This is a genomic window from Rhodobacter calidifons (assembly GCF_011174775.1).
Classification (GTDB): domain Bacteria; phylum Pseudomonadota; class Alphaproteobacteria; order Rhodobacterales; family Rhodobacteraceae; genus Tabrizicola; species Tabrizicola calidifons.
Genome location: NZ_JAANHS010000021.1, coordinates 1 through 23,713, shown reverse-complemented (window position 1 = coordinate 23,713; position 23,713 = coordinate 1). Strand labels below are relative to the sequence as shown.

Sequence of the window (23,713 nt, the reverse complement as noted above, 5' to 3'; positions counted from 1 at the left end):
GATTGGGTCAGTCGCGGTTGGCCGCGATCTGCTCGTTGACGCGGCGGACCATCACCGCCTCGAGGGCCGGCAGCAGTTCGGCGATGGCGGGCGGGCAGATGCCGAGGGCCGAGCCCAAGGCCAGCGCTGCGCTCATGTCCCAGCCGATCACCGCGCCGGGGAGGACGCGCATCTGCCCGCCACGGCGCTGCGCCAGGTCCCAGACCTGCGCGCCCTCAAGCGTCAGCGGCTGGTTCAGCCGTGCGGGGCAGTCGGGACAGGGTCCTGCACAGGCCGCGCAGTAGCCTTCGCCCCCACTGAGCGACCAGTCGGCAAGGGCGCAGAGACTTTTTTTTCCGCTTCCAGCAGGAGCGCCTTGGCGACGTAGAGGGTCTGGAACGCCTCGAAGGCAGGCCAGATGTCGAGAAGCGCGTCGATGGCCTCGGGCCTTGGATCGATGGGATGGCCAGCGGCATCGCCGATCCCTTCCCAGCCGATGATCGCGCGCCGCGCCAGCGCCTTGGCCATGGCGAGCGCGGCTTCCTCGGTCGCGGCCCCCTCGGGCAGATCGGCAATCGCGGGATCGCCGCGGGCGGACACCATCAGCGCCGTAGTCAGCGGACGAAGCCGGACACGCACGCCGGGGATGAGGTCGCACCATTGCGGCGCGTTCGAAAGGTCGAGGGTCAGCATGGCAGGCCTTCTCAATAGGTGGCGACGGTGTTGACGAGGACGGCGGTGCACATCCGGGCGGGGCTGGTGGCCTTGGCCGCCTGCCAGTCGAAGGTGGCCTGGATGCCCTGCGGGCCCGGGATCTCGATGCGAGGGCGCGGCAGGTACACGGCGTGCGCCGTGGAGGTGAAGCTGGCGTTGGCGCCGAGGCTCCAGGCAAAGACCAGCTCGCAAGGTGTGCCGTCGATCGCCTGCGTGATCAGCGAGGTGTCGGCAACCCCTGCGGCGTTGAAGGCGGCCGCGACGTTTTCGGCATGGGCGACCGTGGAACAGAAGACCACGGTCGGCCGCTCGCTCGCCTTGTCCTGCCAATGGCGGACCACTTCGTCGGTCACCGGCGCGCGGTTCATGATCTGCGCGACTTCGGTCATGTCGTAGTCGGCAGCGCTCTTGCGCACGGCACGCAGCTGGTCCTGCACGCCCACGTCGATGACGAAGGTGCGTGACGGGACGAGGTGGCCCGAGGCGATCAGTTCGCCCAGCTTCACCTGGTCGCCGACATTGTCGAAGATCTCGCGCAGCCCCTTGCGGTCGCCCCGGTTGGGCGTCGCCGTGACGCCGAAGATCCGGCAGGCAGGATTGGCGCCCCGGACATGGTCGATGATCCGGCGATAGCTGTCGGCCACTGCGTGATGCGCCTCGTCGATGACCAGAAGGTCGAGCGCGGGCATCGCCGCCAGATTGGCCGGCCGCGAGAGGGTCGGCACCATGGCGAAGGTCGCCCGTCCGGCCCAGCTCTTGGCCTCGGCATCGACGACGGAGGTGGTGATTTCAGGTGCGACCCGGCCGAACTTCGCCCGGTTTTGCGCGGTCAACTCGTCGCGATGCGCAAAGACGCATGCCTTGGCATCATTGCCCTCAAGGGACTTGGCGACAACCGCCGACAGGGCGATGGTCTTTCCGAAGCCCGTCGACGCGATGCTGAGGGTGTTGCCGTGATCGCAGAGCGCAGCGAGGCTGCGCTCCACGAACAGGCTCTGACGGGGGCGAAGGCGCATGGATCAGGCCCTCACTGCGCCCAAGAGGGACGACCGGGCACCGGCGACGCGGGCTGCTGCTGGACCGACTGCTGCGGCGCGGGTTGCGCGGGCGGGTGATAGCCGGGTTGCACCGCCAACCCCATGTTCTGGGCATAATCCCGATGGTCCGGCGTTACCGCGCTGCGGATTTCGTTCTTGTCGTCGCCGGTCGCATCGGTGCCGACGTCGATCCGAGCCAGGAACTCGATCCCGTCGAGATCCCCGAGCCCGTTGATCCGGCGCGCAGACTGCGCCTGCGGCGACTGGTCCTTGTCGGAAATCCCGCGCGCCGAGTTCAACATGCCGCGGATCATGCTGCGGCCCATGTTAGCCCAATCCGGGCCCTTCGGGCTGTAGAGCCCGATCAGCGTGAAGATCTTGCGCCGGGCATACTGGCCCTCGGTGACGGTGAACTCGCCGTTCAGGTACACCGCGCCAGTCGAGCCACGGGTGGCATAGCCCCCGGTCCAGCCTTGCGAGGGATCGTCGAAGCCGCCCGGCCGGATGGTCAGGCGGACCTTGGCCAGCGTGCCCTTGGGGATGAGGTTTGTGTTGGACTGGGCGTCGTTGAAGTCGTTCCAGGAACCCATGGGGTGTCTCCTTTGCGGGTCAGGATTGCGGATGGGGGTGATCAGCCGCGCCTTCAGCGGGCGGCGTGAAGGTCAGGCGCCTTGGCGCGGGCGTGCCGAGGGCGCGGATCTTGTCCATCAGGCGGCCAAGATGCGGCTCTTCCACCGGGCCAAGACGACCGGAGCGGTCCTTGGCCGGGAAACCCCAAGGGTTGATGGTGTGGCAGACGAAGGCGCGGTAGGGATCACCACCATCAGCCTTCAACTCGGCCATGGTGATCACCTCGTCGACGATCCCCGGCAGCTCGAGCCCGGTCTTCGATCCATCGATCTGTGGCTGGAAGATGCGCCGGTTGAAGTCGTCGAACTTCTCGTCGAGGATCCCCACGAACCAGACGTTGCGCCCCCGGGTGTGCTGGAGGTGGGTCAGCCATGCGATCATCTCGCGCCCGTGCAGCCCGTAGGCGCCGCGGACGTCAGGCTTGCCGGTCTTCTCCGACACCGCTTCCGGCTGGCCCTTGCACCATTGGAAGCAGAGCCGCCCCGCCACGGTGATCGAGTCGACGAAAATCGTGTCGTAGCGATCGAGCGCGGCGGGATCGCCGAACTTCTGGCAGATGGCGGCATCATGCGCGGGGCTGTAGGGCTGCTCGTCGCGCAAGGCCGGGTTCGGTCCGCCGATGAAGACCGCAAAATCCCGGCACTCGGCCCATGTGCGCGGCCGGATGCTGTCGTCGGGCCAGCCCTCGATGGCCAGATCGCCCGCCTCGAGGTCGATGAACAGCGTACGGGCGGGGTCGAGCGTCCAGAGAAGGCTGGTCTTGCCGATGCCGGACTTTCCAAAGATGCAACCCTTGATGCCGCGCGGCTCGGCCAGCCGCTGGTCGGCGGTGATGATGGGCAGGCTCACGCGCGATCCTCCTGCGGCAGCAGGTCGATCTTCAGCGTGCCGGTCTTGACGGTGCGGGCGGGCTCGAAGCCCTGTCGGATCGCCTCGGGCCAGGCGGAGTAGGCGCGCTCGGGCACCTTGAAGCTGATCTCGACGTATTCGGCCGGATCCTCGCCCGCGGCGCGGATGCGCTCGACCATGGCGGCGAGCTTGGCCTGGTCCCACTCGACCCGCTTCGGGAGGTCCGCGACCACGGTGAAATCACCATCGACCAGGCGCACGGTTCCGTTGTCCTTGCCGCAGGCGCGGCGGGCCTCGGCGGCGCGGGTGGCATAGCGGACCTCAAGCGCGGTGGAAAAGCGCGCAGTGACGGCCTTCATCTGCTTCGCCGCGGCGTCGATCTCGCGCTGCAGGGCAGCGAGAAGCTCGACAGGCAGCTGGGCGATCTCGCCAGCGGGCAGGTTGATCAGCTGATCGATGCTGGGGGTGTTCTGCGGGAACGTCATGGGGGTCTCCGTGATAGGGGAATGGGGTCAGGCGGCCTCGAGGAGGCGCACCGAAAGGGAGGGACCGGCCTGGCGCGGTCTGGTCCGGGCGATGGCGATGTAGGCGAACTGGTCGGGGCCGATCCGGGCCTGGACGAGGTGGACGAGGCCCTGCTCGGCGGCGCGCAACGCGGCCGATGCCACCAGGCGAAGGGTGCGCTGCTGTTCAGCGGGCAGTTTCGAGATCACCGAGGTCGCATCGACCGCGAGAAAGCCGCGATGGTAGACCAGCGTCTCGCCGGGTGCGGCCTGCGCGATCCAGGCCGAAAGCCCGACCTCATCAAGGGCAGGTCCGGCTGCGCCGAAGATCGACACGACGCCGGTGGCACGGATGGTGGAATGCCGGGCCATCATGCCGCGCCCCGATCCGCAGTGCTGCGCCGCTGGCGGGCCTGGTCATAGGCCAGCACATCCTCGAGCCGATAGACCACACGGCCCCCGATCTTCAGGAAGGCCGGGCCCTCGCCGGTCCAGCGCCAGCGTTCAAGGGTGCGCGCCGAAATGCTCCAGCGCGCGGCAAGTTCGGTCTGGTTCAGGCAGGTTCTGGTCTGCATCGTCCTCTCCCGGTGTGTCGTTGGGAGGAAGATGCACGGCGCGATGCGGGGATGTCGTCGGGATCAGAGTGGGATATGGCGGGGGATCAGCCGGACCGTTTCAATCATGGGATGAAACGTATGACGGTGGGATCGCCATCCCCCTCCATCCCCCGGTGCATCCCACAGCGGGGAGCAAACTGGGACGCGCGGAGGGTCCGACTCAGAGGCCCGCGAGGCGATAGGCCCCACGGCCGTTCGACTCGATGAGCAGCGGCCAGTCCTTCTTGGACTTGAAGACGTCGGCCATCTTGAGGCTGCGCGACCCCGCCTGCGAAAGCACCGCCTTGCCGCTCTGCCACGGATCGCCCTGCTTGGCCGCCGCATGCAGGATCCGCACGACCTGTGCCTGGATCGGACCCAGCCGGAACTCCCGGCCATGGCAGCGGACATTCTGATAGTCGGCAGAGGCGTGAAATCCGCCCGCTAGCTTCATGCCCGAGGCACCGCCGAAGCCTGTCGCCGCCTCGAAACGGTCGCGTTCTTCGCGCCTTAGCATCAAATCTGGCTTGCGGATTGTCAGGCTTTCGCGCGATCCGTAGAAGCAGGCGTAGTCCGCCTTTGCGGTCCGGAACCGGGTAACGCTGACCTCGCCGATACGGAAAAGCTGGAAGACATCCTGGACATGCAGATCGAGAAGCCCGTTGAACGAGGACCGTTCACAGGGGATCGAGTAGCATCTGCCGTCGTCCGTTTCCTCGAAATCACCGAACTCGATCGGCAGGTTGAGGATCCGGATCGACAGTCGCAGCTGGTCATTCTCGGCCAGATAGGCGACGTCGGCCTCGGGCAATGACCAGCGGTCAAGCACCTCCGCCAGGGTGAAATATGCCTTCTCGATCTCCATCCTGGCCCCCGATTCCGATGCAAAGTGTTTGGCTTTTGTTCTAGCCGCTTGACGATCCCAACTCAATCCTGTCTTATCCTATCTTATCCACATGGCGCTGGGGACAACATGAGAGAGAACCACACCTTGGCCGACCGTCTGCGGGCCCGCTCAGATCAGCTTGGCCTGGCACCGGCCCATGTCGCAGAAATGGCAGGGGTCAACCGCTCCTTCGTCTATGACATCCTGCGCGGGCGATCCTCGCGCCCCGGCATCGACCGGCTTGCTGATATTGCCCGGGTGCTGAAGGTGGATCGCGACTGGCTGATCCACGGTATCGGCGAGGTCGAAGGCCCCTCCCCCTTCGTCGAAAACCCCGACGATGCCTTCGTGGCGATTGCCCATGCCGCGCCTCGCCCCGCCATGGGGGGCGGCGCGGTGGTGACCGAGGATGGCGATACGCCCGGCCGCGCCTACCACTTCCGCCAGTCGTGGATCCGCCACAAGCTGAAAGCCAGCCCCGCGCAGCTCAGGATCATGCACGTCGAAGGCGACAGCATGGCACCGACCCTGCTTGGCGGCGACGCGGTGCTGGTCGACATAACGCGCCAGCTGCCCAACCCACCCGGCATCTTCGTGCTCGACGATGGGATGGGGCTGGTCGCCAAGCGGCTCGAGCATATCCCGAACAGCGACCCGCCCGCCGTGCGGGTGATTTCGGACAACAAGCTCTATCCCGAGTATGAACGCACAGCCGAAGAGATCCGCATCATCGGCCGCATCCGCTGGTTCGCGCGGGAGATTTGAGGGTAGCCGTTGTCAGGATCAGCGCCGCTTCAACCAAAGGACAGCAGCTCTTCCTGGCTGGCCTGCTGCGCGCCGTCCCAACGCCACAAACTAAAAAGCGCCCGCGAGATTTCTCTCCGGGCGCAACTCTGCGATGATGTAGACATGCGTCAAGAGGGGCAGGGTTGTCAATCGACACCACGGCGAGGGACATGCGCGCCTTGGATTGGAAAACCTGCTGAAGATCAGCACATCCCAACCACCGATAGTTCCGTCCACGAGCCGGCCTGTGTGGTCAAACAGAAGTCAGATCGCCCAGAGAACGCCAAACCAATCTTTCTCCAGCGTTGAAAGATGACAACGGTGAATGATGGATTTCACGCTCCGTTGTTCTATTTCTCCTACATGGAAAACAGCCCCAAAACCTCGGTTCTCTTCAACGCCACCTGTCCGATCTGTAACTTTGAGATACAGAACTATGCGCGATATGCAGTTGCAAACGACCTGCCGATCCGGTTCGACGATCTGAACACCGACGCAAGGGATCAATGGGGGTTGGATGCTGATACTGCCGCTCGGCGCCTTTACGTGCTGCATGAGGGCTCGCTGACATCGGGGATTCCGGCGTTTCTGGTGCTGTGGGCACAAATGCCAAAGTATCGCTGGCTGGCTAGGGTCGTAGGCTTGCCGGGGATCAGACAGGTCGCCTGTGCGGCCTATGATTTTGTCCTCGCCCTTGCAATCTACCGCTGGCATCGGCTTCGACTGCGCAAAAAGTCGAACCGTTCCCTGTCACGAACGAAGACGTGACGCAGGCCGTCGCCCTCCTCCGGCGTGATGCACGTGTGACACCGGCGCTTGGCCTGCCCTTCCTGCGTAGCGCAGACGCAGCCTTGTTTCGTGTCGGCGGCTGGTGCTTTGGCGCACGGGTCGAGGCCACGTGGGACAGCGGCACCGCTATCGCCGACGACATTCTGGCGCGGGGCCGACGATGTTGACAGATCCCCGCGTCGCTCGGCTGGTAACCTTGATCCGCGCCGCCCTGCGCCCGCCTAGCGGTGCCGGGCGGATCGCTCTCGCGCTCGGCCTTGGGGCGCTCTGCCACACGCTGTTTGCCGCGGGCGTGCTGGCAATGATTGTAGCGATGTTCTTTGGCCTGAGCGAAAGTCTCGGCGCCGTGCCCTGGCCATGGGCGGCGCTGGCCAATGCCGCCCTGATCGTGCAGTTTCCGTTGGCCCATTCACTGCTTTTGACCGGCCCCGGCGGGCGCTTGCTGGCCCGGCTGGTCCCCGGACGGCATGGCCAGACGCTGGCCACAACCACCTATGCCATCATCGCTTCGGCCCAGCTTCTGGCGCTATTCGCACTATGGACGCCGTCGGGCATCGTCTGGTGGCAGGCGGATGGGGCGGTGTTCTGGGTGGTCACGGCGGCCTATGGCGCAAGCTGGCTGATCCTGTTGAAAGCCAGCTTCGACGCCGGAGCCGAGGTTCAGTCCGGTGCATTGGGGTGGATGTCGCTCATGGCGCGCATTCGGCCAGTATTTCCCGATATGCCAACGCAGGGGCTGTTCCGCCTGATCCGCCAGCCGATCTATGTGGCCTTTGCCCTGACACTGTGGACCGTGCCGGTCTGGACGCCAGACCAGCTGATGCTGGCGATCAGCTTCACCGCCTATTGCCTGCTTGCCCCACGCCTGAAGGAACGCCGCTTTGCCCAGCGCTACGGTGACCGCTTCGCGCGGTATCGCGCTGACGTGCCTTATGCCCTGCCCCGCTTGCCCAAGGACCGCCCCAATGCGCAATGACCTGACGATCTACGACAAGGTGGCCGACCGCTGGTGGTCCGATGACATCCGCTGGGTCCGCACGCTGAAGAACCTTGTCCCTGGGCGGCTGGCCTGGTTCGACCGCCAGATCGACTGGGCGGGCAAAACCGTTCTCGACCTTGGTTGCGCCGGGGGCTTCATGGCCGAGGCGCTTGCGCGACGGGGCGCTGACGTCACCGGCATCGACCCCGCCGCCGAGGCGATCGACGCCGCCCGCGACCATGCCCGCGAAGGCAAACTGAGCATCGGCTACGATGTGGGGGGGGGTGAGGCCCTGCCCTATGACGACGCGAGTTTTGACGCTGTGGTGTGCGTCGATGTGCTGGAGCATGTGGCCGACCTGAACAAGGTTTTGTCTGAGGTAGCACGCACCCTGCGCCCCGGCGGGTTGTTCCTGTTCGACACGATTAACCGCAACCCCCTTGCCCGGCTGGCCACCATCACCATCGCAGAGGATGTGTTGCGCCTTTTGCCGCGCGGCACGCATGACCCGGCGATGTTCATCAAACCGGCTGAATTGCGCGTGGCGCTGCAAGGTGCAGGGCTGGTGCCGGGCCCCATTACTGGCCTTGGCCCGCGTGGCATCAATCGGCGGGGCGACCTGACCTTCGGCCCCCTGCCTTTGGCCGCCATCCTTTACATGGGGATTGCGCAAAAACCAGCTACCGGTGGCCATGCATGACCGACCCTGCGCTCGACAACGTGCGATCCTACACGCTCTCTAGCACCGGAACTGGTCCACGTCCTGCAGCTGGCGGGGACCCACGACGCGCCAAACTGCTACCTGCCGCTACTTTGGCGCGTCTTCAAATTACCCCGTCCACCAGATAAACTATTGAAGCGACCTATCAGGATCATGTGCGGTACCGTAAGGGCTGCAAGACCGATGAAGATCGCCTGAACGATATCTTTTGGGAGCGGGCCTGAACTTCCGACTGTCTGATTCTGCACAAAAAATATGGCCGCAAGGATAATGAGACCAGAGAGGAACGCTGCAATTCCGAGTGCGCGCCGCGTTTGTGGCAGGGATTGGATTGTTGCGTTGAAGTGCCTGATCGAATGCAAACCGCAAAAATAAACTCCGAAAAAAACAAGGGGGGGCAACAACGCCCCGATGCCCCACAGGATGGCCTGCTCGACCGCGGCTTGCCCACGCGTATCCGGCTTCAACAGCATTGCCCCGATGAAGACGCAAAACCCGACGGAACCTGCAATCGCTGTCGCAGTTGCGCTGAATTGGGCGGCAGAAGGCGGCGCAAGGTAGGCAAAAAGTATTGTCACCTCTTCTGGATAAAACAATGCGGGCGCGCCGATTGTGGCAACACCGCCGGTCCATCGCAGTGGCGATGCGGCCTTTGACCAATCATCCGAAAAATGCAGAACCGAATACGTCAAAAAGGCGACGAGGGCAAAGCCGGGGGCCAACAGCCAAGTCACGATCACGCCTGCGGCGAGACCCAGATAGATGACCACAAACCGCAGCTTGCCACGCAACCCATCAAGGGGCCAGACAGCCTCGGCAATGGGCAAGTCAAGAGCGCCATGCGGCAGTCCGAGGATGGCAACCAGGGGCGCCAGAAGCAGAAGCTGCAGGATCAGGTCGGGTTGGATCGTGATTTGAAATCCGAGGGCGAGAACCGAGACCGCGCCAAACAGCACGGCCTGCCAACGCGGTGATGCAATCATGCTGGAACCAGCGCTGCCCGAAGAAATGGCAAAGTCGGCAAGGATCTCATGACGGACAATCTGTCGACCGCCCGTGTCGAGCCCGAAAGAAACCGTTCCAGCCGGTCGGGCGGCGCGTTGCGAAACAGCGTCTCGAACAATGCCGGACCGCGTTCCGGCATTGTTTGCAGAACCTGCAAGAACACGCGGTCCATGAAACGGGTGGCGGAGCCGTCCAGCCGTGGGTGCGGCGACGTTCCGCGCTGCAAGGCATGGAACACATGGTCGGCCTGTGCCTGAATACGCGTGAACGCATAGCCGGTGGAGGGGCGCGCGGCACCTCCGCTCAGCCCCATGCCGATCACACCCAACTCGCGTGGATCGGCAAATCCGACATGCATTGGAAGCGCACCAGCCTCCTCGCGCAGCACCTCGAAACGCCCCGGGTCCAGGGCTGCGATTTCGGCATCGAGCCAGGCTTTGAAAACGTCTGGCCCAGGGTTTTCCGGCGCGAAGGACGTCACCTCGACAAGAGCACGATCCCGGGCGAACGGCAGTGTGTAGACGAAATCGACGCCGCGGCTGCGCGCCTTGCGAAACTGCATGAGATGCACGCGATCGGGATCGAAAACCGCCCGTTCCGTGCGAATTTCCCATCCAAGGAAGAACTGGCCATAGCTTGGAGCACGTCTTGGCGGTCGGGTGTCGACCACATGGTTTGCCGTGAGTGTGCCCGCGTCCGTTTCGATCTGCCAACCACTGGCCAATCGACGGATGCTGCTTGCAGAAGTTCCGAGCGACAGTGCTGCCGTTGGATTGTCAGCAATTACAGATTGCGCCCGATCATAAAATGGACCCGCGGCAACATTCTGGTATTGCATCCGGGATGAACCGCGCCGCACCGTGCCGCCCGGTCCGCTGACATCCCAATGCGCCCAGGATGCGCGCACACAATCCTCGAATGGATCTGGAGCGGTGCGCCAAAAGCTCCACGCGCGATCGTCGCTGTAGCTTGTTCGCGGCTCGATCACACACAGATCACGCCCGACTCTCGCAAGTCGAACCGCGAGGCTCAGACCCGCGCAGCCGCCACCAAGGATGGCGATATCGACGTCAGGACGGGGCATGAGACTGTCCTGAGTCGGTCCCGAAGCGTGGGAGGAGATCGGTCAGCAGACCCTGCGAAACCAGCAGCAGCTTGCGCCGCGTCGGAACGTAAACGCGCCCCTGTGCTGGGTCGCAGGCCCGCGCGCGCAGCTCTGATCCGATTCCAGCGTACATTGCCGTCGCGGCCGACACCGCAAGACGCAGCCGCAAAGGAAGCGCGGGCAAACCCGTCCGCCCTACGGCGTAAAGCACGTCTGCACGAGTAAGCAACTCGGCGACCGCGATGCGCACGTTATTGCGGGCTTCGGGCGTTTCTGCAGCGATGTCGCCAGGTGTGTGCGGACACAAGGTGTACGGCAGATATCGGCGCCCTGCCGCCGCATCGTCGAACACATCGCGGCATATATTGGTCAGCTGCATGGCCTTGCCCAGATCGGCGGCGCGGGCATGCCAGCGGGGTGCCACATCGAAAAGGGCGCAGACCATCACGCCGACCGTTCCAGCAACCCCGGTGCAGTAGCTTTCAAGCGCAGCATCGTTTGGAATGCAGGTAGCGCCGGTATCCTCTGCCACCGTCTCGACCAATCGCACATAGGCGGCCAACCCCGCCGGCCGTCCGGCAAAGAGTACCAGCGCTTCCGCGGCAAGAGGGTCCGATCCTCTTCCGGCCCGCAGGTCTGCTGCCATTGCCGAAAGCCGTGCATGGACTTCCGGCCCGCCGATAGTATCGGCAAGATCGTCCACCGTGCGGCACAAGGCATAAAGCCGCGCCACCTGTGCGTGATCCTTGCGCGACAACAATCGAGCGGCAGGCGCAAAACTGCGAGCGTGATGGGACAGCATCGCCTCGGGTGTCATGCGAACGCCGCCGCCGCCGGTATCACTGTATCGAGAACCTTGGCGGATGACACGACGCCGGGCAGTCCTGCCCCCGGATGGGTGCCAGCCCCCACGAAGTAAAGGTTTTGCACCCCCTCACCCAGATTGTGAAACCGGAACCACGCCGATTGCGAGAAGAATGGCGACAGTGAGAAACCAGCGCCATCGACCGACAGGTAATCGGATTTGAAATCCTCCGGGGTCATCGCGAATTCGGCCGTGATCGCCCCGGACAATCCCGGAAGCATCGACGCATCCAGTGCGGCCACGATGCGGTCACGCAGTTTTGGCCCCTCTATCGACCAATCCTGGCCTCCGGCAAGGTTGGGGACCGGGCACAGGACATAGAAACTGTCCTTGCCTTGCGGGGCAAAGCTGGGGTCTGTCGCGGTGGGGCGATGCACATAAAGGGAAAAGTCTTCGGCCAGCACCTTGCGACGGAAAATATCGCTCAGCAATTCCTTGTAGCGTTCACCGAACCAGACGGTGTGGTGTGCCACTTCCGGCCAGGTGCGGTTCGCGCCAAAGAAAAGGACGTAGAGGCCCATGGAAAGCCGCGCATTCTTTGCCCTGATCCTTGCCACGGGCGATTGCACCGATTTCGGCAACATGGTCCGGTAGACATGCATCGGGTCCATGTTCGACACGACCACCCCTGCATCCAGCTCTCGCCCGCCTTCCAGGACCACGCCCGTCGCGCGATCGCCGTCCAGCTTTATCCGTTCGATGGTGGTGTTGAGAGTGATCTGGATACCTTCCTCCAGCATCAGCTTTTCCAGCGCATCGACAAGCGCGCCTGTCCCGCCTTTGGGAAACCAGATGCCGTGGGTGCGTTCGAGATGATTGATCATCCCGTAGATTGCGGTGGTTTCAAACGGATTGCCGCCCACCAGCAGCGGCTGGATTGAAAACGCCCTGCGCAGGCGATCATCCTTGATGAAGCGGCCGACCATCGACCAGACGCTTTCATAGGATCGTAGCCGCACAAGATGGGGGATCTGACGCAGCATGAAACCGATGGAGTGGAACGGTGTCGTGGAAAGCCGCTCGAACCCGATGTCGTATATTTTCTTCGACCACGCGCCAAGGCGGCGATAGCCATCTACGTCGCGCGGGGACAGTCGCGCAATCTCAGCTTCGGTGGCGGCCTCGGTCGGACCGTAGTCAAAGGTTTCCCCATCGTGGAAGTGGAACCGGTACCATGGATCGGGCTCGACCAACTCGATGTAGTCGTCCATGCGCTTGCCAAAAAGCGCGAACAACTCTTCAAACAGGTGGGGTGCCGTCAAAACTGTGGGCCCGGCATCGTGGCGAAAGCCCTCGTGCTCGAAAACCTGTCCACGCCCGCCGAGACGCGCGCACCTGTCGATCAGATGCACGTTGTAGCCGCGCGCGCGCAGGCGCAACGCTGCGGCAATTCCACCAAAGCCAGCGCCAGCAACGATTGCCCGGGGCTGCGTTTCATTCATGGTATCACGCGGCATCTGCAAGCTCCATCAAGGCGCTGTCCAGACGGTCAGCGAGGTTACAAAAAGCAATCCCAACATTGTTTGGCAGACGATCTGCCAAGTTTCGCGCTGTTTGCAGCGCACTCTGCGCCTCACCTCGCGCAATCATCGCGGCGGTTGGGCGCGAGTGCCCGCTTGCTTCAAACAATACGCAGATGTTCACCCGGCCTGCCGCGCGGTCGTCGTCAACATCGGTCAGGTCATCCAGTACCTGGTAGGCCACTGACAGCTTTCGTCCGATATCCGCTGCAATTTCATCGCCCGGCGCGCCGGCAGCACACAGAGCAAGTCGAACCGGCAACGCCAGCAAAGGGCCGGTTTTTGCCCCGACCAGCATGTGGTAATCGGCTAATGTCGCCGTTCGGGCGAGCGCATCATCGACTTGCCCATGCGCTGTTTTCGCAACCGCTTCGTGTGTGAGGATCAACGCACGGCGCAGATCTGGGTGGGCTGCAAGACTCGCGAATGCGGCCGATATCATGAGATCGCCCGCGCAAATGGCTGTCGCAGCGTCAAACTTCCGCCAAAGAGCTGGTCGTCCCCGCCGGGTTGCATCTTGCTCCTGAAGATCATCGTGCACGAGCGATGCGTTGTGCAGCAACTCGGCGGCGCAGGCGCAGGAGGTTGCCGCAGTATCGTCAAGATTGAGCGCCGAAGCGGCATCCAAGGCGAGAATGGCCCGCGCTCTGCTGCCCCCGCCGTCGAGATGGTACTTTGCAGCGAGTGCGACAGGCCCGCCCAGAAGAAGATCGCGCATGACATGCTCAACCACGCTAATATTAGAATGGATCCGCATCGGCATGACCAACTCCCGTCAACAGCTGAAGATGTTGGAGAGAAAAGGCTGCCCGCTAGATCGCGGGCAGCCAATTGGTTCACTCAGCAGGCTGACCTGCGGACCGCAGACTGGCGAAGTAAGCCACACTCTTGCGCTGCGCGATCAGGAAGATCAGCACACCGAACACCGCTTTGGCGGTGATGTCCGCGACCGTGTAACCCACTTCGACCACGGTTGCCGCCGCGCCACCGTCGAGGCCCACCGCTCCGGCAAAATACACGATCGGGTAAAATGCCCAGCTTCCGACCACCACATATCGTGCTGTGCTGACCAAGCCGCGTGCATCCTCGGGCTGTGCAGCGATGCTTTTGGAAAGGCCGACGAACAGTTCGTAGACGATCCACAGGAACGGGATCATCGACAAGCTCCCCCAGAGCCAGCGTGCACCATTCGTGGTGGCCACTTCGCCCGGGTAACCGAGCACGATCATCAGAGCGGCCAGCAGTCCGAGCCTTGTCGCGCGCGATACCGTTTCTGAACGGCTCAGACCCATGACGAGAATCAGTTCGACCAATAGCAATGGCACTGTCAAGAGCCAGTCAACGTAACGGTAAGCCCGGTTGAACGCGTATCCGGTCGCAGTGATGGTTCCGTCGGCCACGTTAAAGGCTGCCTCCCAGCTTTCGAAGATTCGAAAGTAGTGGTAAGCAGCAATGAACGTCACAAGACCCGTGATTGTCATTGCCGTCTTATATTGCGGTGCCACCTGACTGCGGCCCAACCAAAAAAAGATGGTTGCTGCAGCAAGAGTGGCAAACGCAAATGAGAAAGCATTGTATATGAGGTCGTATTGCCCCACCGAGATGTTTTCCATGTTTTGCTCCATCGGCATCTTAAACACGCTGTGAGAGGGAGGTAGGGCATTTCGGTTCGTTCGACATGGGGGCAGACAGAATGTCGCAGTTGATTTACACTTATTGGGTCAGACAAGTTTACAGAACATAGAAGTCCAATTGTTGGGCTCACCAAAGCTGCGTTCCAAAAGATCGAAATAAATCCAGCTTAATAAGAAAATAGAAAAAACCGATCTACCAGTGCAGGGTGCCAGGTGCGCCCTTTACGTTACCCTCAAAGTTTTTCGTGTTGAGTGGACACCCTCGGGTGGAAAATAATAGGTCGGCGCGTGGTGCGTCTCCAGCACGCGGTAAGCTCGCACCATATCAGCAATTACCGCGCAACCCAACTGAATGATAATGCACTGTTCGACGGTTTCTATAGAAGGAGGGCGGGGGTACAATTGAACATTCTCAGGTGGAAGTTCGGTCATGTCAGGACCGTCGTGAGAAACCGTGTCAGCACAACGCCCGCAAGCCCGATATGCACCAGCGTAATGGCAACCGATAGACCGTGCAGCCATTTGAACCGGGATTTTGCGCCTGCATCCGTCGCGCGGTTGATGGCGGGCATCAGAACCTGGCGGGCGGGAATCGTTGTTACCACAATTAGCGCCAGAAGCCCGGCGGCCAACGCGTCGTGGGCCCAGACGAGGCCTGCCGCTGCGGCGGCACTGAGCATCACAAACAAGTAGAAATGTGGGAAGGCCCGGCGGATCGTCGGGCCCGCGACATTGGCGGGTAGCGCCGTGAACAAGAAGGCGGCAAAACCGAAGGAGTACAGAACCATGCCGCCGAAGAGCAGCGAGGTCGCAAGAAGAGCGGCTACAAGCATCACGAGGTCTCAATGTTATGGGCGCAGCCCGGGTTAAGTGCAGTCACTACCTGCGGATTGCAGAAAGAAACGTCGCGCCTCGGTGCGTTTGACACCCACATCAGTCTGTAACCGCTCGTAGCAGGGCGCGGTCAGACTGGGCCGAGACACTATCTTTGTGGGGGAGGCCGTCGGGGACCATGTGCCGAGTGATTATGCCTTTCTCACACAGGACTGCGTTTCGCCAGGATCCGCTGCAGAGTCCGCCGATGCATCGTCAACCGACGTGCCGTTTCCGAAACGTTGCAATCACACAACTCATAGATGCGTTGGATGTGTTCCCACCGCACCCTGTCGGCAGACATCGGATTTTTCGGGGCCGGGGGCCGCGTGTTTGTCCGGGACAAGAGGGCGTTTGTCACGTCGTCGGCGTCTGCGGGTTTTGCAAGATAATCGGTGGCACCGATTTTTACGGCCGCCACCGCCGTTGCAATTGCACCGTACCCGGTCAACACCACGATGCGACAGTCCGGGCGACGCTCCCGCAAAGCCTCGACGACATCAAGGCCGCTTCCATCCTCCAGCCGAAGGTCAACGACCGCACAGGCCGGCGGGCGGGACAGGGCGATACCACGGCCAGCTGCCACGGACTGCGCGGTCTCAGGCAGAAACCCACGCTTTTCCATCGCCCGCGCAAGACGCTTTACGAATGCCTCATCGTCATCGACCAAAAGCAACGTCCGATCAGCTTGACTGTCTGTCGTGAGCGAGTTCAACATTTTATTCATTCCTTTTCTTGTCACGAAGGTAGCGTGACACGCGATGCGGTCAAACATCACCGGGTCGATCTAAGGGAGAAGGCCGGACACTGAACAAATGCGATAAGAGCTTACCCAAACGGGAAGAACGCAAGTCTGAGCGGGGAGCTTCGAAGAATCTGGTTTTGAGAGATGGCTACCGACCGTTGGACGGTGCCTTCATTATCGCCCCAACCTGTGCCTAACTTGATCCACCCGGCTGGAACCGCGGCGCCTCAACGCTATCTTTTTACATGAGTGCAGAGTATGCGTGGCCTGCGGTTATGTCTTGTCAGCCAGAGAAGGAACCAATGCCATGATTACAAACGTAAAATCCTCCATCATCTACGCGTGGAACTTTGTGTTTGACCACAACGTAAGCCCGCTGCGGCATATTCCTGATGTCAGCGTCCGACACTATGTGCTGCAGGTGTTGGGCTTGATGTGGGCAGTTAGTTTTTCGGTCGCGATCGGAAGTTATACGTTTCTGGCTGCAAGCATCCTTGGACACTCCGTCCTCATTGCAGCAGCGGCCGTCACCGTTGCAACTTTTACAGTTGCTGCAAAGCGTCCTAAACTCTTCATGCGCGGTGCGGGGCGTCGCTCTGATGGAGAACATGATTGATTTTCCCACTTACCGGTCACAAGTTTAAATTGAAGATGGTTAGCGCAGGCCCCTTAGAAAAGAGCGTGTGGCTATGTATTTCTATTATATCCGATGGAAAACTATGCGAAATTCTGGCGAAATATTCGATTACCACACAGAAGCGGGGTAATACAACATGAGGATATTGATCATTGGCGCCAGCAAAGGCATTGGTCTTGAAACCACACGTCAAGCGCTTGCCGCAGGATATGACGTGCGCGCTTTGGCACGATCCGCAACATCAATAAACCAGTCTGATGCGAAATTGGAAAAGGTGCAGGGTAACGCCTTGAATCAGCAAGATGTAGAGGCTGCACTTACCGGAATTGATGTGGTCATCGTAACGCTCGGCGTCGGTTTGGGCGATTTGTTCAAGCCCGTGCATCTGTTCTCTGAGGCGACGCGTGTTCTGATCGCGGCCATGAAAGACAAGAGCGTCAACCGCCTGATTTGCATCACGGGCTTTGGAGCCGGGGATAGCCAAGCAAGTATTGCCCCGTTGCAAAGAATTCCGTTCAAGATTGTGTTTGGTCGCGCCTATGACGACAAGAGCCGTCAGGAGAAGCTCATCAAGCAAAGCGGCCTAGATTGGACGATTGCGCGGCCTGGCGTGCTTTTGAATGGTGCGCGAACAGGGAGATACAAGGTGCTTCGCGAACCAGCTGAATGGCGAAACGGGGTCATCGCGCGCGCGAATGTCGCGGATTTCCTCGTCAAGCAAATCGAGGATCGCAGCTTCATCGGCGCATCGCCAGTACTGGTCAACTGATCAGGGTCGTTCGACGGCGGTCAGGCAAGCAAGTCATGCGCCAGCTCCAGCGCATCTATCAACACGTCAACCTCGGCACTTGTGTTGTACACAGCGAACGAGGCGCGGCAGGTGGCATTCAACCCCAAGTGCGCCATCAGCGGCCCGGCGCAGTGCTGGCCTGCACGCACAGCGACTCCCTTCTTGTCGAGGATGGTCGATATGTCATGCGGATGCGCCGCGCCCTGCATCGAGAAAGAGAAAATTGGGGCTTTGTCGGGCGTGGTGCCTTGCACCGTGATCCAATTCAAACCGTCAAGCCGCGTACGGGCATAGTCGCGCAGCCGGTTCTCATGCGCGGCGATGTTGGCCATCCCGAGTTCCATCATGTACTCCAATGCCACGCCCAGACCGATGGTCTGCACGATGCCAGGTGTGCCAGCTTCGAATTTCATCGGTGCATCGTTGTAGGTGACGTGATCGCGCATAACCTCGCGGATCATGTCGCCACCACCCATGAAGGGCCGCATCTCGGCCATCCGGTCCCGGCGGACATAGATCGCGCCTGACCCCGAAGGGCCGTACAATTTGTGGCCAGTCACCGCGTAAAAATCGCAGCCGATTTCCTGGACTTTGATCGGCAGGTGGACAGCCGCCTGGCTGCCATCAATCAGAACCGGCACGCCGCGCGACCGTGCTCCCGCACAAATCGCCGCCACGTCTACGACGGTGCCCAGAACATTGGAGCAGTGCGTGACGGCGATCAGCCTGGTACGCGGCGTGATCGCCTCCAGCACCTTTACCGGGTCCAGCGCGCCCGTGCTGTCCACATCGACCCATTTGATCACCACGCCGTGACGTTCGCGCAGGAAATGCCACGGCACGATATTGGCGTGGTGTTCCATGATACTGAGGATGATCTCATCGCCTGCCTGCATGCGGGGCATTGCCCAGCCATAGGCGACCATGTTGATGCCTTCGGTCGCACCCGAGTTGAAGACGATCTCATCCTCGCTGGCCGCGCCCAGAAAGCGCGCAACAATGCCGCGCACGCGTTCGTAATTGTCGGTCGCCAGATTGGAAAGGTAATGCAGACCGCGATGCACATTGGCGTATTCCTGCGAATAGGCGGTTGAGATGGCATCAATAACGACCTGCGGCTTCTGGGCCGAAGCGCCGTTGTCTAGATAGACCAATGGCTTGCCATTGACCTGCCGCGACAGAATCGGAAAGTCCCGGCGGATCATTTCCACATCAAGCATTGCTGCAATTCCTTTGAATTTCTGTGACCAGCGACTCCGCCTTGATCGCTGGGGTCGCCCGATCGCATTCAGACAGCCCCACCTGCGCACTCAGCTCAGGAATGTGCGCCTTTGGCGATCTGGTTGGCGAAGTGATGGTTGGTGTCGCGGTGATGTGCCTCATCTGCGCGCACGACGATCACCACATCGCGCAGCCGCGCAGTTGACGGCAAGTTCCAGTACTTTAGAGCAATCTGCGGTGCCGGTACGTTTTCAACCCGACCGGAGTCGATCTCTTCGAGGTAATGGGTGTAACTGATCACCGCCTCTTCCTCGAGGTAACCGACCACCCGATGAGCCGTCTTGGGGGCCAGCAGGTACAGGAAGAAATACAGGTTATAGAACACGGCCTGCGCCACCATGATGAGCGTCCGCTCCAGCCGACTTGGCTGCGCAATCTGGATGAACGTCATCAGGTGCATGCGCTCGTTGTCCGCCTCTTCGATCAATTCCTTGATCCAGCCCTGATCGTCGCGAATGTGCCGGATCGCGCGAAGGTGCTGCAGCAGGCCGCCAACCATCCCCGGAACTGCGGCGACGGTTTCAAGCACCACGGCGCGGTGCCCATAGCGTTTTGCGAAGAACCGATCCGCGAAAACCCGCATCGTCTTGACCACACCGAGTGCAATTCGATCATTCATGCCGACCGGCGCGTGGTGGATGTTCAGGGTGTCAGGTGTGAAGTCGTGACTGTGTTTCATGGCGCTTCATTTCATTTCTGCGTAACAATAATATAGGCGGTATCACCTCGGTTTCATCTTCAAAGGATGTGGCAAAACAGCCCTTGGTTCGGTGTGGCGATCGAACACGACGGCTTTCGCCATCTCTGATATCGGGTGCGCCGTGCTTGCCGCATGGCAGCGGGCTTCTATAGCTTGGTGATGTCCAAGCGAACGTCACCATCTGACGCAGGAAAGATAACGGTTGCCGCCGATCTAGAAGAGCTTGTGCAGGACAAGCGGGAGGGTTGGCGCGCGTCCGGTGCGAAGGCCCGTAGACGCCAGAGGCGCTACAAAGCCCTGCTGACACAGCAGCTTCTGAAGCTGGGCCTAACCGCTGCGGGCGAGGCAGCACTGGATGATGACGCGTAAGTATGATTTCCGTGCGGGTGACGCGGCCTTGCCCGGCCGTTCCTGCACCCCGAACAGAAAACGAAGGCTTGGCCTTGCCATCACAGAGTTACGTCGAACTGAAAGACCTGCAGATCGCTGTGCGGATCGGGACTTACGGTCCGGATGATGTAGTACCAGATGCACATCTGCTGGATCTTACCCTGACGATTGCGCCGCATCTGGTGATGGTTCCGCGGGATGAGATGGCGCTTGTGTTCGACTATGATCCGTTGATCCGGCACATCGACACGCTGGCGCGTGCCCACCACTATGAGACTCAAGAGCGGCTGGTAACTTGCATCGTCGAAGCCTGCGCCGGGTATCCCCTGATCGAGGCGTTGGACATCTGCCTGCGCAAGCGACCGGTTCTGTCCGGGACCGGCACGCTTGGGGTGCGCTTGATCGTTGATGGCGAAGCGATGGCCGCGCTGCGCAACGCCATAGCCTGAAGCGTGCAGTCGCTGTGAAAGCCGCGGTTTCAAGCGTTGCGAATCTCAGGGTGCAAGCCACATCCCCGCCCAATCATCGTCGCGATCAAACCGGGCGCGGCGATGGTTCGGGCCAAGATGCAAGGCGTCTACAGTTGCCACCGCGAGCCGCAAGAGGACAAAGGACGCCGGGTCGGCGGCTTTCGTGTAATCCAGCGCCTGTGCGATGGGCTGGCCGGGTGCCGGAGTGCTGCCGTAAGACAATCGCGAACCTGCGGGCACGCTCGCCCAGATCGCCGCCACGTCCGGACCGGTCAGAAGTGTGACGTGAGCCTCCAGCCGCAGTTGCAGATGGGCCGAGGCGTCCCACACATGCAACGCTGCCCATGGTGTGACGCCCAAATCTCCGACCTTGGCTGACCGCAGATCGGTATGAATATCCAGCGTGCCCGCCGCTTTGTCGGCCGCGCGCAGGACAACCGTTCTGGCCTGCGGCCTGCCTTCCGGGCTGACAGTTGCCAGTGTCGGGTGTCGGGCCGGGGCATGCCGGTCGTGAACACCGCGGGTAAGGCGCCGCCAGACCTCGGCATACAGTTGCGACAGATCGCAGGCCCAGGGATGGGGGTCAGCCTTCATTTGTAAACCTCGCGCCGGTCGGAAAAGGCGCGCACACGTCTGCGCCAGGTGCGATAGCTGCCGGATTTCAGGTTTTGTCGCATCAGTGCCTTTACCTCGTCTGGCCCCAGCCCGCGCAAAGTGCGGATCTGATCGAAGCTGGCATGATCGCTAAGCGCCATCTCGATGATTTCACCAAGTGTCGCAGGGTCGAGGATTTTGCTTTTCATAGGCCTGGAGGTGTCTTTGCCGCATCAAGAAGTCAAGCACCCGTGCTATCGAGGCCGTTCATGCAGCATGAGGCATCGGCCTTGTTGCGCGGCCGAGTGGCGCTGTGCAGTTTTGTCACCGTTGAACACCTGCTTGAGGGACAGTTGGATTTCACAGCCATGAAGCCATATCTCGATTGCGGTCGTAAGCTCGTGTTCCGTTTTTAGGGTGGACGGCATGCGACGCGAAGTGGATTTGGTTCTGCTAACAATACCCGATCGGCCTAAGCCCATCCCATCACCGGAAGACAAGATGCAGCGCAGTTTCGATTTGCCGCCACCGATCCACCTCACACCCGTCGAGCAGTATCTGCATCTGACCCGCACGGTCATGCCCGCACTCGCGCAAACCAGCAAACGGCAATGGCCGGTTCGAAACGATCACTGCTTTCAGCGGATCGTACTCGACACAATTTGCAGCGGGGTGTGGTATGACCACATCGCCCGCCCGGCGTACAAGCACCTCAGCCAAGCGCAGGCCGCGGAGGCAGTGCAGCTTTGCGATCAGATAATCGCGGAAAGGACCGACCTGAACGTGCTAAACCAGCAGTCGCTGGCATGGCGGGGCAAAGGCAGGACGGCGGGTGGCTCCTGAAACATGACGCTGCGACTTGCGTCGACAAGCACTTGTTCGGCTGCTTCATCCTTCCTGTTCGCGAGGATTGCCGATCTTGCGGCAGGCAGCAAAAGTCTTTCCGCCGCCCGACAGATCCACCAGTTGCATTGATCCAATGCAGCGCTACCTTTCAATCGAGGAAGGGCGCTTTGTAAAGTTTGAGCCCGGCTTCGTGTCTTCACACTCGGACCATTGCATGCGCGGCTCTCATCGATTGTGAGCCCGTCGACAGTTGTCTTTTTGCATTTTCTTCAAAATAGGAAGCCATTCTAATGTCAAACACCCTTCACGACATCGTAGACACCGCCGTCGCCGCAGGCACGTTCAAAACTTTGGTTGCGGCTGTGACCGCTGCTGACCTTGGTGCCACACTGAAAGGCGAAGGCCCCTTCACTGTCTTCGCGCCCAACGACGATGCTTTCGCCAAACTGCCAGCCGGTACGGTCGAAGAACTGGTCAAGCCTGAGAATAAAACCAAGCTGACCGCGATCCTGACCTACCACGTGATGGCAGGCAAAGTCATGGCGGCGGATATCGCAGGCAAAAAGCTCGAGCCCGCCACCGTCAATGGTCAGGCACTCCACGTCGACGCTACCACGGGCGTGACCGTCAACGGTGCCACAGTCGTTGCGGCAGACATCGACTGTACCAACGGCGTGATCCACGTCATCGATGCCGTACTGATGCCAACCGAGTGATTGCACGAAAAACAAGTTGATCATTGCCCGGCGCTCGCGCCGGGCATCTTTCGTCGCAGTGTCAGACCGACTGTCGGTAAATCAATTTCATAACCTTCTGAAAACAAGCCCCGCTTTGAAAAAGAGTGAATGTCTGGAACATTACGCATAACGTTATTGCGGTTCAGCCTATGTGTTTCCCACTCAAAACAAACCGACCATTAGTCAGGCATAGTGCGCAAACGTGGGCGTGTCCTCCATCAAACCGGGTTCTGTGCGCCAGCAAAGAACATCAAACGTCCGTCGCCATCATAAATCGGACGGATGCGCAGCCGGTTAAGAAATTCCGATCCATCTTTGCGGTAATGCAGGATATCGATGGTGAACCGCGTCTCCGCCTTCAGGCCTTGCCGGATCGCTTCGATGGCGTGGGGATTGGTATCTGCGCCCTGTAGGAAACGACAGTTTCGCCCAAGGGCTTCATCAGGTCTATAACCCGTCTGTTCCTCGAACTCGTCGCTCACGAAGATCATCGGGTTGTCCGGAAGAGATGGGTCAGAAAAAACCACGCTCATTTCCACCTCGTCTCCCTCCAAGAGGGACCTTAGGAAGGTCTCATCAAGATCTTGTTTGGACACGGAATACTTCTCCTCGTGGGGTAAGACTGCGGTAAACTAGCCTTCCTCGGCCTCCGCAATGTTGGTGGTTTGCAGTATAGCTTAGTGCATGACAGATTGAGGCGCCACGGTCATCGCTGGATGCCACGTCCTCCTTCGGCTGGAAAGTTGCCTAAGCCGGTGAGCGTTCGCACAGAAGAACCTTTTTCGAGGCACTCCGTAAGTCGCCGACTGTCGCGGTAGGAAGAGGAATTCGAAGTAGTATGAAGGACTTCGCGCCCTGTTGCTTCCACAGTGCTTCCACGGGTTTTGCAAATGCAAACGCCGCCCCGAAGGGCGGCTCTTAAGCGTTTGTTATCGCAATTATTTTTGGTTGCGGGGGCAGGATTTGAACCTGCGGCCTTCAGGTTATGAGCCTGACGAGCTACCGGGCTGCTCCACCCCGCGTCTGTTCCCGAGGGCTTTGTGCTGCGATCG

The 23,713-nt window shown here is 60.9% G+C and carries 32 protein-coding genes and 1 tRNA gene; 9 read left to right on the top strand and 24 right to left on the bottom strand.

All coding sequences use genetic code 11. From position 1 onward, the window contains the following. Positions 1-7: 7 nt before the first annotated feature. The 9 genes from G8O29_RS16830 to G8O29_RS16790 all read right to left on the bottom strand — a co-directional run bounded on the left by G8O29_RS16830 (position 8) and on the right by G8O29_RS16790 (position 5,173). On the bottom strand, positions 8-172 hold the full coding sequence (locus G8O29_RS16830; protein ID WP_166404380.1) for a DUF7697 family protein: 165 nt from the start codon (positions 170-172) through the stop codon (positions 8-10). Positions 173-234: 62 nt separating this feature from the next. Beyond that, the gene (locus G8O29_RS16825; RefSeq protein WP_166404379.1) at positions 235-672 is read right to left on the bottom strand and encodes a hypothetical protein; all 438 of its coding nucleotides are present in this window, start codon (positions 670-672) and stop codon (positions 235-237) included. Between the two features lie 11 nt (positions 673-683). Then, entirely contained in the window at positions 684-1,709 is a 1,026-nt protein-coding gene (locus tag G8O29_RS16820) for a DEAD/DEAH box helicase (protein WP_166404378.1), read from the bottom strand. Positions 1,710-1,720: 11 nt separating this feature from the next. Continuing rightward, entirely contained in the window at positions 1,721-2,320 is a 600-nt protein-coding gene (locus G8O29_RS16815; protein ID WP_166404377.1) for a hypothetical protein, read from the bottom strand. Between the two features lie 19 nt (positions 2,321-2,339). Continuing rightward, positions 2,340-3,209 (bottom strand): ATP-binding protein, encoded by an 870-nt coding sequence (locus G8O29_RS16810; protein ID WP_166404376.1) that lies wholly within the window; start codon positions 3,207-3,209, stop codon positions 2,340-2,342. After that, positions 3,206-3,694 carry a hypothetical protein gene (locus tag G8O29_RS16805; protein ID WP_166404375.1) on the bottom strand — a complete coding sequence of 163 codons (489 nt, stop codon included), beginning with the start codon at positions 3,692-3,694 and terminating at the stop codon, positions 3,206-3,208. Before G8O29_RS16805 ends, G8O29_RS16810 begins: the two co-directional genes overlap by 4 nt. A 27-nt stretch (positions 3,695-3,721) precedes the next feature. Next, a complete protein-coding gene (locus tag G8O29_RS16800) occupies positions 3,722-4,084 on the bottom strand; it encodes a hypothetical protein (RefSeq protein ID WP_166404392.1) in 363 nt (120 codons plus the stop codon). Further along, entirely contained in the window at positions 4,084-4,287 is a 204-nt protein-coding gene (locus G8O29_RS16795; protein ID WP_166404374.1) for a helix-turn-helix transcriptional regulator, read from the bottom strand. The genes G8O29_RS16800 and G8O29_RS16795 overlap by 1 nt, the downstream gene beginning before the upstream one ends. 202 nt (positions 4,288-4,489) lie before the next feature. Next, positions 4,490-5,173, bottom strand: coding sequence for a hypothetical protein (locus G8O29_RS16790; RefSeq protein ID WP_166404354.1), 684 nt, complete (start codon positions 5,171-5,173; stop codon positions 4,490-4,492). A gap of 108 nt (positions 5,174-5,281) precedes the next feature. Between G8O29_RS16790 and G8O29_RS16785 the strand changes: the two genes are divergently transcribed. The 4 genes from G8O29_RS16785 (at position 5,282) to ubiG (ending at position 8,448) form a co-directional block, all read left to right on the top strand. Continuing rightward, positions 5,282-5,959, top strand: coding sequence for an XRE family transcriptional regulator (locus G8O29_RS16785; RefSeq protein ID WP_166404373.1), 678 nt, complete (start codon positions 5,282-5,284; stop codon positions 5,957-5,959). 384 nt (positions 5,960-6,343) lie between these two features. Further along, complete coding sequence (locus tag G8O29_RS16780; RefSeq protein WP_166404372.1) at positions 6,344-6,748, top strand: thiol-disulfide oxidoreductase DCC family protein; 405 nt, start codon at positions 6,344-6,346, stop codon at positions 6,746-6,748. Between the two features lie 181 nt (positions 6,749-6,929). Next, positions 6,930-7,745 (top strand): methyltransferase family protein, encoded by an 816-nt coding sequence (locus G8O29_RS16775; RefSeq protein ID WP_166404371.1) that lies wholly within the window; start codon positions 6,930-6,932, stop codon positions 7,743-7,745. Further along, positions 7,735-8,448 (top strand): bifunctional 2-polyprenyl-6-hydroxyphenol methylase/3-demethylubiquinol 3-O-methyltransferase UbiG, encoded by a 714-nt coding sequence (gene ubiG, locus G8O29_RS16770; protein ID WP_166404370.1) that lies wholly within the window; start codon positions 7,735-7,737, stop codon positions 8,446-8,448. The genes G8O29_RS16775 and ubiG overlap by 11 nt, the downstream gene beginning before the upstream one ends. 98 nt (positions 8,449-8,546) lie before the next feature. Here ubiG and G8O29_RS16765 read toward each other — a convergent pair whose 3' ends face one another. The 9 genes from G8O29_RS16765 to G8O29_RS16725 form a co-directional block, all read right to left on the bottom strand. Next, positions 8,547-9,452 carry a Brp/Blh family beta-carotene 15,15'-dioxygenase gene (locus tag G8O29_RS16765; protein WP_166404369.1) on the bottom strand — a complete coding sequence of 302 codons (906 nt, stop codon included), beginning with the start codon at positions 9,450-9,452 and terminating at the stop codon, positions 8,547-8,549. Next, on the bottom strand, positions 9,449-10,558 hold the full coding sequence (locus G8O29_RS16760) for a lycopene cyclase family protein (RefSeq protein WP_166404368.1): 1,110 nt from the start codon (positions 10,556-10,558) through the stop codon (positions 9,449-9,451). Before G8O29_RS16760 ends, G8O29_RS16765 begins: the two co-directional genes overlap by 4 nt. Further along, positions 10,545-11,396: a phytoene/squalene synthase family protein gene (locus tag G8O29_RS16755; protein ID WP_166404367.1), complete on the bottom strand. Its 852-nt coding sequence runs from the start codon at positions 11,394-11,396 to the stop codon at positions 10,545-10,547. The genes G8O29_RS16760 and G8O29_RS16755 overlap by 14 nt, the downstream gene beginning before the upstream one ends. Further along, positions 11,393-12,901, bottom strand: coding sequence for a phytoene desaturase family protein (gene crtI, locus G8O29_RS16750; protein ID WP_207623933.1), 1,509 nt, complete (start codon positions 12,899-12,901; stop codon positions 11,393-11,395). The genes G8O29_RS16755 and crtI overlap by 4 nt, the downstream gene beginning before the upstream one ends. Then, positions 12,891-13,727: a polyprenyl synthetase family protein gene (locus G8O29_RS16745; RefSeq protein WP_166404366.1), complete on the bottom strand. Its 837-nt coding sequence runs from the start codon at positions 13,725-13,727 to the stop codon at positions 12,891-12,893. Before G8O29_RS16745 ends, crtI begins: the two co-directional genes overlap by 11 nt. A 73-nt stretch (positions 13,728-13,800) precedes the next feature. Continuing rightward, positions 13,801-14,577 (bottom strand): bacteriorhodopsin-like, encoded by a 777-nt coding sequence (locus G8O29_RS16740; RefSeq protein WP_166404365.1) that lies wholly within the window; start codon positions 14,575-14,577, stop codon positions 13,801-13,803. Positions 14,578-14,820: 243 nt separating this feature from the next. After that, positions 14,821-15,030: a DUF427 domain-containing protein gene (locus tag G8O29_RS18740; protein ID WP_166404364.1), complete on the bottom strand. Its 210-nt coding sequence runs from the start codon at positions 15,028-15,030 to the stop codon at positions 14,821-14,823. Further along, positions 15,027-15,431, bottom strand: coding sequence for a DUF4149 domain-containing protein (locus G8O29_RS16730; RefSeq protein ID WP_207623931.1), 405 nt, complete (start codon positions 15,429-15,431; stop codon positions 15,027-15,029). Before G8O29_RS16730 ends, G8O29_RS18740 begins: the two co-directional genes overlap by 4 nt. Before the next feature lie 203 nt (positions 15,432-15,634). Continuing rightward, a complete protein-coding gene (locus tag G8O29_RS16725) occupies positions 15,635-16,189 on the bottom strand; it encodes an ActR/PrrA/RegA family redox response regulator transcription factor (protein WP_166404390.1) in 555 nt (184 codons plus the stop codon). 334 nt (positions 16,190-16,523) lie between these two features. Between G8O29_RS16725 and G8O29_RS16720 the strand changes: the two genes are divergently transcribed. After that, positions 16,524-16,832, top strand: a complete 309-nt coding sequence (locus G8O29_RS16720) for a hypothetical protein (RefSeq protein ID WP_166404362.1) — start codon at positions 16,524-16,526, stop codon at positions 16,830-16,832. A gap of 157 nt (positions 16,833-16,989) precedes the next feature. Beyond that, entirely contained in the window at positions 16,990-17,622 is a 633-nt protein-coding gene (locus tag G8O29_RS16715; protein ID WP_166404361.1) for an NAD(P)-dependent oxidoreductase, read from the top strand. 20 nt (positions 17,623-17,642) lie between these two features. On the opposite strand, the gene G8O29_RS16710 is transcribed toward G8O29_RS16715, so the two are convergent. Together G8O29_RS16710 and G8O29_RS16705 are read right to left on the bottom strand one after the other, a co-directional pair. After that, on the bottom strand, positions 17,643-18,863 hold the full coding sequence (locus G8O29_RS16710) for a cysteine desulfurase (protein WP_166404360.1): 1,221 nt from the start codon (positions 18,861-18,863) through the stop codon (positions 17,643-17,645). Between the two features lie 95 nt (positions 18,864-18,958). Then, a complete protein-coding gene (locus tag G8O29_RS16705; protein WP_166404359.1) occupies positions 18,959-19,603 on the bottom strand; it encodes an alternative oxidase in 645 nt (214 codons plus the stop codon). Between the two features lie 392 nt (positions 19,604-19,995). Between G8O29_RS16705 and G8O29_RS16695 the strand changes: the two genes are divergently transcribed. Continuing rightward, the gene (locus G8O29_RS16695; protein WP_242679151.1) at positions 19,996-20,463 is read left to right on the top strand and encodes a dihydroneopterin aldolase; all 468 of its coding nucleotides are present in this window, start codon (positions 19,996-19,998) and stop codon (positions 20,461-20,463) included. Positions 20,464-20,508: 45 nt separating this feature from the next. Here G8O29_RS16695 and G8O29_RS16690 read toward each other — a convergent pair whose 3' ends face one another. Further along, complete coding sequence (locus G8O29_RS16690) at positions 20,509-21,078, bottom strand: pyridoxamine 5'-phosphate oxidase family protein (protein ID WP_166404358.1); 570 nt, start codon at positions 21,076-21,078, stop codon at positions 20,509-20,511. Then, the gene (locus tag G8O29_RS16685; RefSeq protein WP_166404357.1) at positions 21,075-21,287 is read right to left on the bottom strand and encodes a DUF2805 domain-containing protein; all 213 of its coding nucleotides are present in this window, start codon (positions 21,285-21,287) and stop codon (positions 21,075-21,077) included. Before G8O29_RS16685 ends, G8O29_RS16690 begins: the two co-directional genes overlap by 4 nt. 292 nt (positions 21,288-21,579) lie before the next feature. On the opposite strand from G8O29_RS16685, the gene G8O29_RS16680 reads away from it, so the two are divergent. Together G8O29_RS16680 and G8O29_RS16675 are read left to right on the top strand one after the other, a co-directional pair. Continuing rightward, positions 21,580-21,921 carry a hypothetical protein gene (locus G8O29_RS16680; RefSeq protein ID WP_207623929.1) on the top strand — a complete coding sequence of 114 codons (342 nt, stop codon included), beginning with the start codon at positions 21,580-21,582 and terminating at the stop codon, positions 21,919-21,921. A gap of 293 nt (positions 21,922-22,214) precedes the next feature. Next, on the top strand, positions 22,215-22,640 hold the full coding sequence (locus tag G8O29_RS16675) for a fasciclin domain-containing protein (RefSeq protein WP_166404356.1): 426 nt from the start codon (positions 22,215-22,217) through the stop codon (positions 22,638-22,640). A 239-nt stretch (positions 22,641-22,879) separates the two neighbouring features. On the opposite strand, the gene G8O29_RS16670 is transcribed toward G8O29_RS16675, so the two are convergent. Both G8O29_RS16670 and G8O29_RS16665 read right to left on the bottom strand, forming a co-directional pair. Then, positions 22,880-23,194: a PAS domain-containing protein gene (locus G8O29_RS16670; protein ID WP_166404355.1), complete on the bottom strand. Its 315-nt coding sequence runs from the start codon at positions 23,192-23,194 to the stop codon at positions 22,880-22,882. A gap of 412 nt (positions 23,195-23,606) precedes the next feature. Beyond that, positions 23,607-23,683, bottom strand: a tRNA-Met gene (locus G8O29_RS16665). Positions 23,684-23,713: the final 30 nt, after the last annotated feature.

Coding starts and splice junctions, on each gene's coding strand:
- G8O29_RS16830 (WP_166404380.1), bottom strand. CDS start 172: ATGCGCGTCCTCCCCGGCGCGGTGATCGGCTGGGACATGAGCGCAGCG.
- G8O29_RS16825 (WP_166404379.1), bottom strand. CDS start 672: ATGCTGACCCTCGACCTTTCGAACGCGCCGCAATGGTGCGACCTCATC.
- G8O29_RS16820 (WP_166404378.1), bottom strand. CDS start 1,709: ATGCGCCTTCGCCCCCGTCAGAGCCTGTTCGTGGAGCGCAGCCTCGCT.
- G8O29_RS16815 (WP_166404377.1), bottom strand. CDS start 2,320: ATGGGTTCCTGGAACGACTTCAACGACGCCCAGTCCAACACAAACCTC.
- G8O29_RS16805 (WP_166404375.1), bottom strand. CDS start 3,694: ATGACGTTCCCGCAGAACACCCCCAGCATCGATCAGCTGATCAACCTG.
- G8O29_RS16800 (WP_166404392.1), bottom strand. CDS start 4,084: ATGGCCCGGCATTCCACCATCCGTGCCACCGGCGTCGTGTCGATCTTC.
- G8O29_RS16795 (WP_166404374.1), bottom strand. CDS start 4,287: ATGCAGACCAGAACCTGCCTGAACCAGACCGAACTTGCCGCGCGCTGG.
- G8O29_RS16790 (WP_166404354.1), bottom strand. CDS start 5,173: ATGGAGATCGAGAAGGCATATTTCACCCTGGCGGAGGTGCTTGACCGC.
- G8O29_RS16785 (WP_166404373.1), top strand. CDS start 5,282: ATGAGAGAGAACCACACCTTGGCCGACCGTCTGCGGGCCCGCTCAGAT.
- G8O29_RS16780 (WP_166404372.1), top strand. CDS start 6,344: ATGGAAAACAGCCCCAAAACCTCGGTTCTCTTCAACGCCACCTGTCCG.
- G8O29_RS16775 (WP_166404371.1), top strand. CDS start 6,930: ATGTTGACAGATCCCCGCGTCGCTCGGCTGGTAACCTTGATCCGCGCC.
- ubiG (WP_166404370.1), top strand. CDS start 7,735: ATGCGCAATGACCTGACGATCTACGACAAGGTGGCCGACCGCTGGTGG.
- G8O29_RS16765 (WP_166404369.1), bottom strand. CDS start 9,452: ATGATTGCATCACCGCGTTGGCAGGCCGTGCTGTTTGGCGCGGTCTCG.
- G8O29_RS16760 (WP_166404368.1), bottom strand. CDS start 10,558: ATGCCCCGTCCTGACGTCGATATCGCCATCCTTGGTGGCGGCTGCGCG.
- G8O29_RS16755 (WP_166404367.1), bottom strand. CDS start 11,396: ATGACACCCGAGGCGATGCTGTCCCATCACGCTCGCAGTTTTGCGCCT.
- crtI (WP_207623933.1), bottom strand. CDS start 12,901: ATGCCGCGTGATACCATGAATGAAACGCAGCCCCGGGCAATCGTTGCT.
- G8O29_RS16745 (WP_166404366.1), bottom strand. CDS start 13,727: ATGCCGATGCGGATCCATTCTAATATTAGCGTGGTTGAGCATGTCATG.
- G8O29_RS16740 (WP_166404365.1), bottom strand. CDS start 14,577: ATGGAAAACATCTCGGTGGGGCAATACGACCTCATATACAATGCTTTC.
- G8O29_RS18740 (WP_166404364.1), bottom strand. CDS start 15,030: ATGACCGAACTTCCACCTGAGAATGTTCAATTGTACCCCCGCCCTCCT.
- G8O29_RS16730 (WP_207623931.1), bottom strand. CDS start 15,431: ATGCTTGTAGCCGCTCTTCTTGCGACCTCGCTGCTCTTCGGCGGCATG.
- G8O29_RS16725 (WP_166404390.1), bottom strand. CDS start 16,189: ATGTTGAACTCGCTCACGACAGACAGTCAAGCTGATCGGACGTTGCTT.
- G8O29_RS16720 (WP_166404362.1), top strand. CDS start 16,524: ATGATTACAAACGTAAAATCCTCCATCATCTACGCGTGGAACTTTGTG.
- G8O29_RS16715 (WP_166404361.1), top strand. CDS start 16,990: ATGAGGATATTGATCATTGGCGCCAGCAAAGGCATTGGTCTTGAAACC.
- G8O29_RS16710 (WP_166404360.1), bottom strand. CDS start 18,863: ATGCTTGATGTGGAAATGATCCGCCGGGACTTTCCGATTCTGTCGCGG.
- G8O29_RS16705 (WP_166404359.1), bottom strand. CDS start 19,603: ATGAAACACAGTCACGACTTCACACCTGACACCCTGAACATCCACCAC.
- G8O29_RS16695 (WP_242679151.1), top strand. CDS start 19,996: ATGATTTCCGTGCGGGTGACGCGGCCTTGCCCGGCCGTTCCTGCACCC.
- G8O29_RS16690 (WP_166404358.1), bottom strand. CDS start 21,078: ATGAAGGCTGACCCCCATCCCTGGGCCTGCGATCTGTCGCAACTGTAT.
- G8O29_RS16685 (WP_166404357.1), bottom strand. CDS start 21,287: ATGAAAAGCAAAATCCTCGACCCTGCGACACTTGGTGAAATCATCGAG.
- G8O29_RS16680 (WP_207623929.1), top strand. CDS start 21,580: ATGCAGCGCAGTTTCGATTTGCCGCCACCGATCCACCTCACACCCGTC.
- G8O29_RS16675 (WP_166404356.1), top strand. CDS start 22,215: ATGTCAAACACCCTTCACGACATCGTAGACACCGCCGTCGCCGCAGGC.
- G8O29_RS16670 (WP_166404355.1), bottom strand. CDS start 23,194: ATGAGCGTGGTTTTTTCTGACCCATCTCTTCCGGACAACCCGATGATC.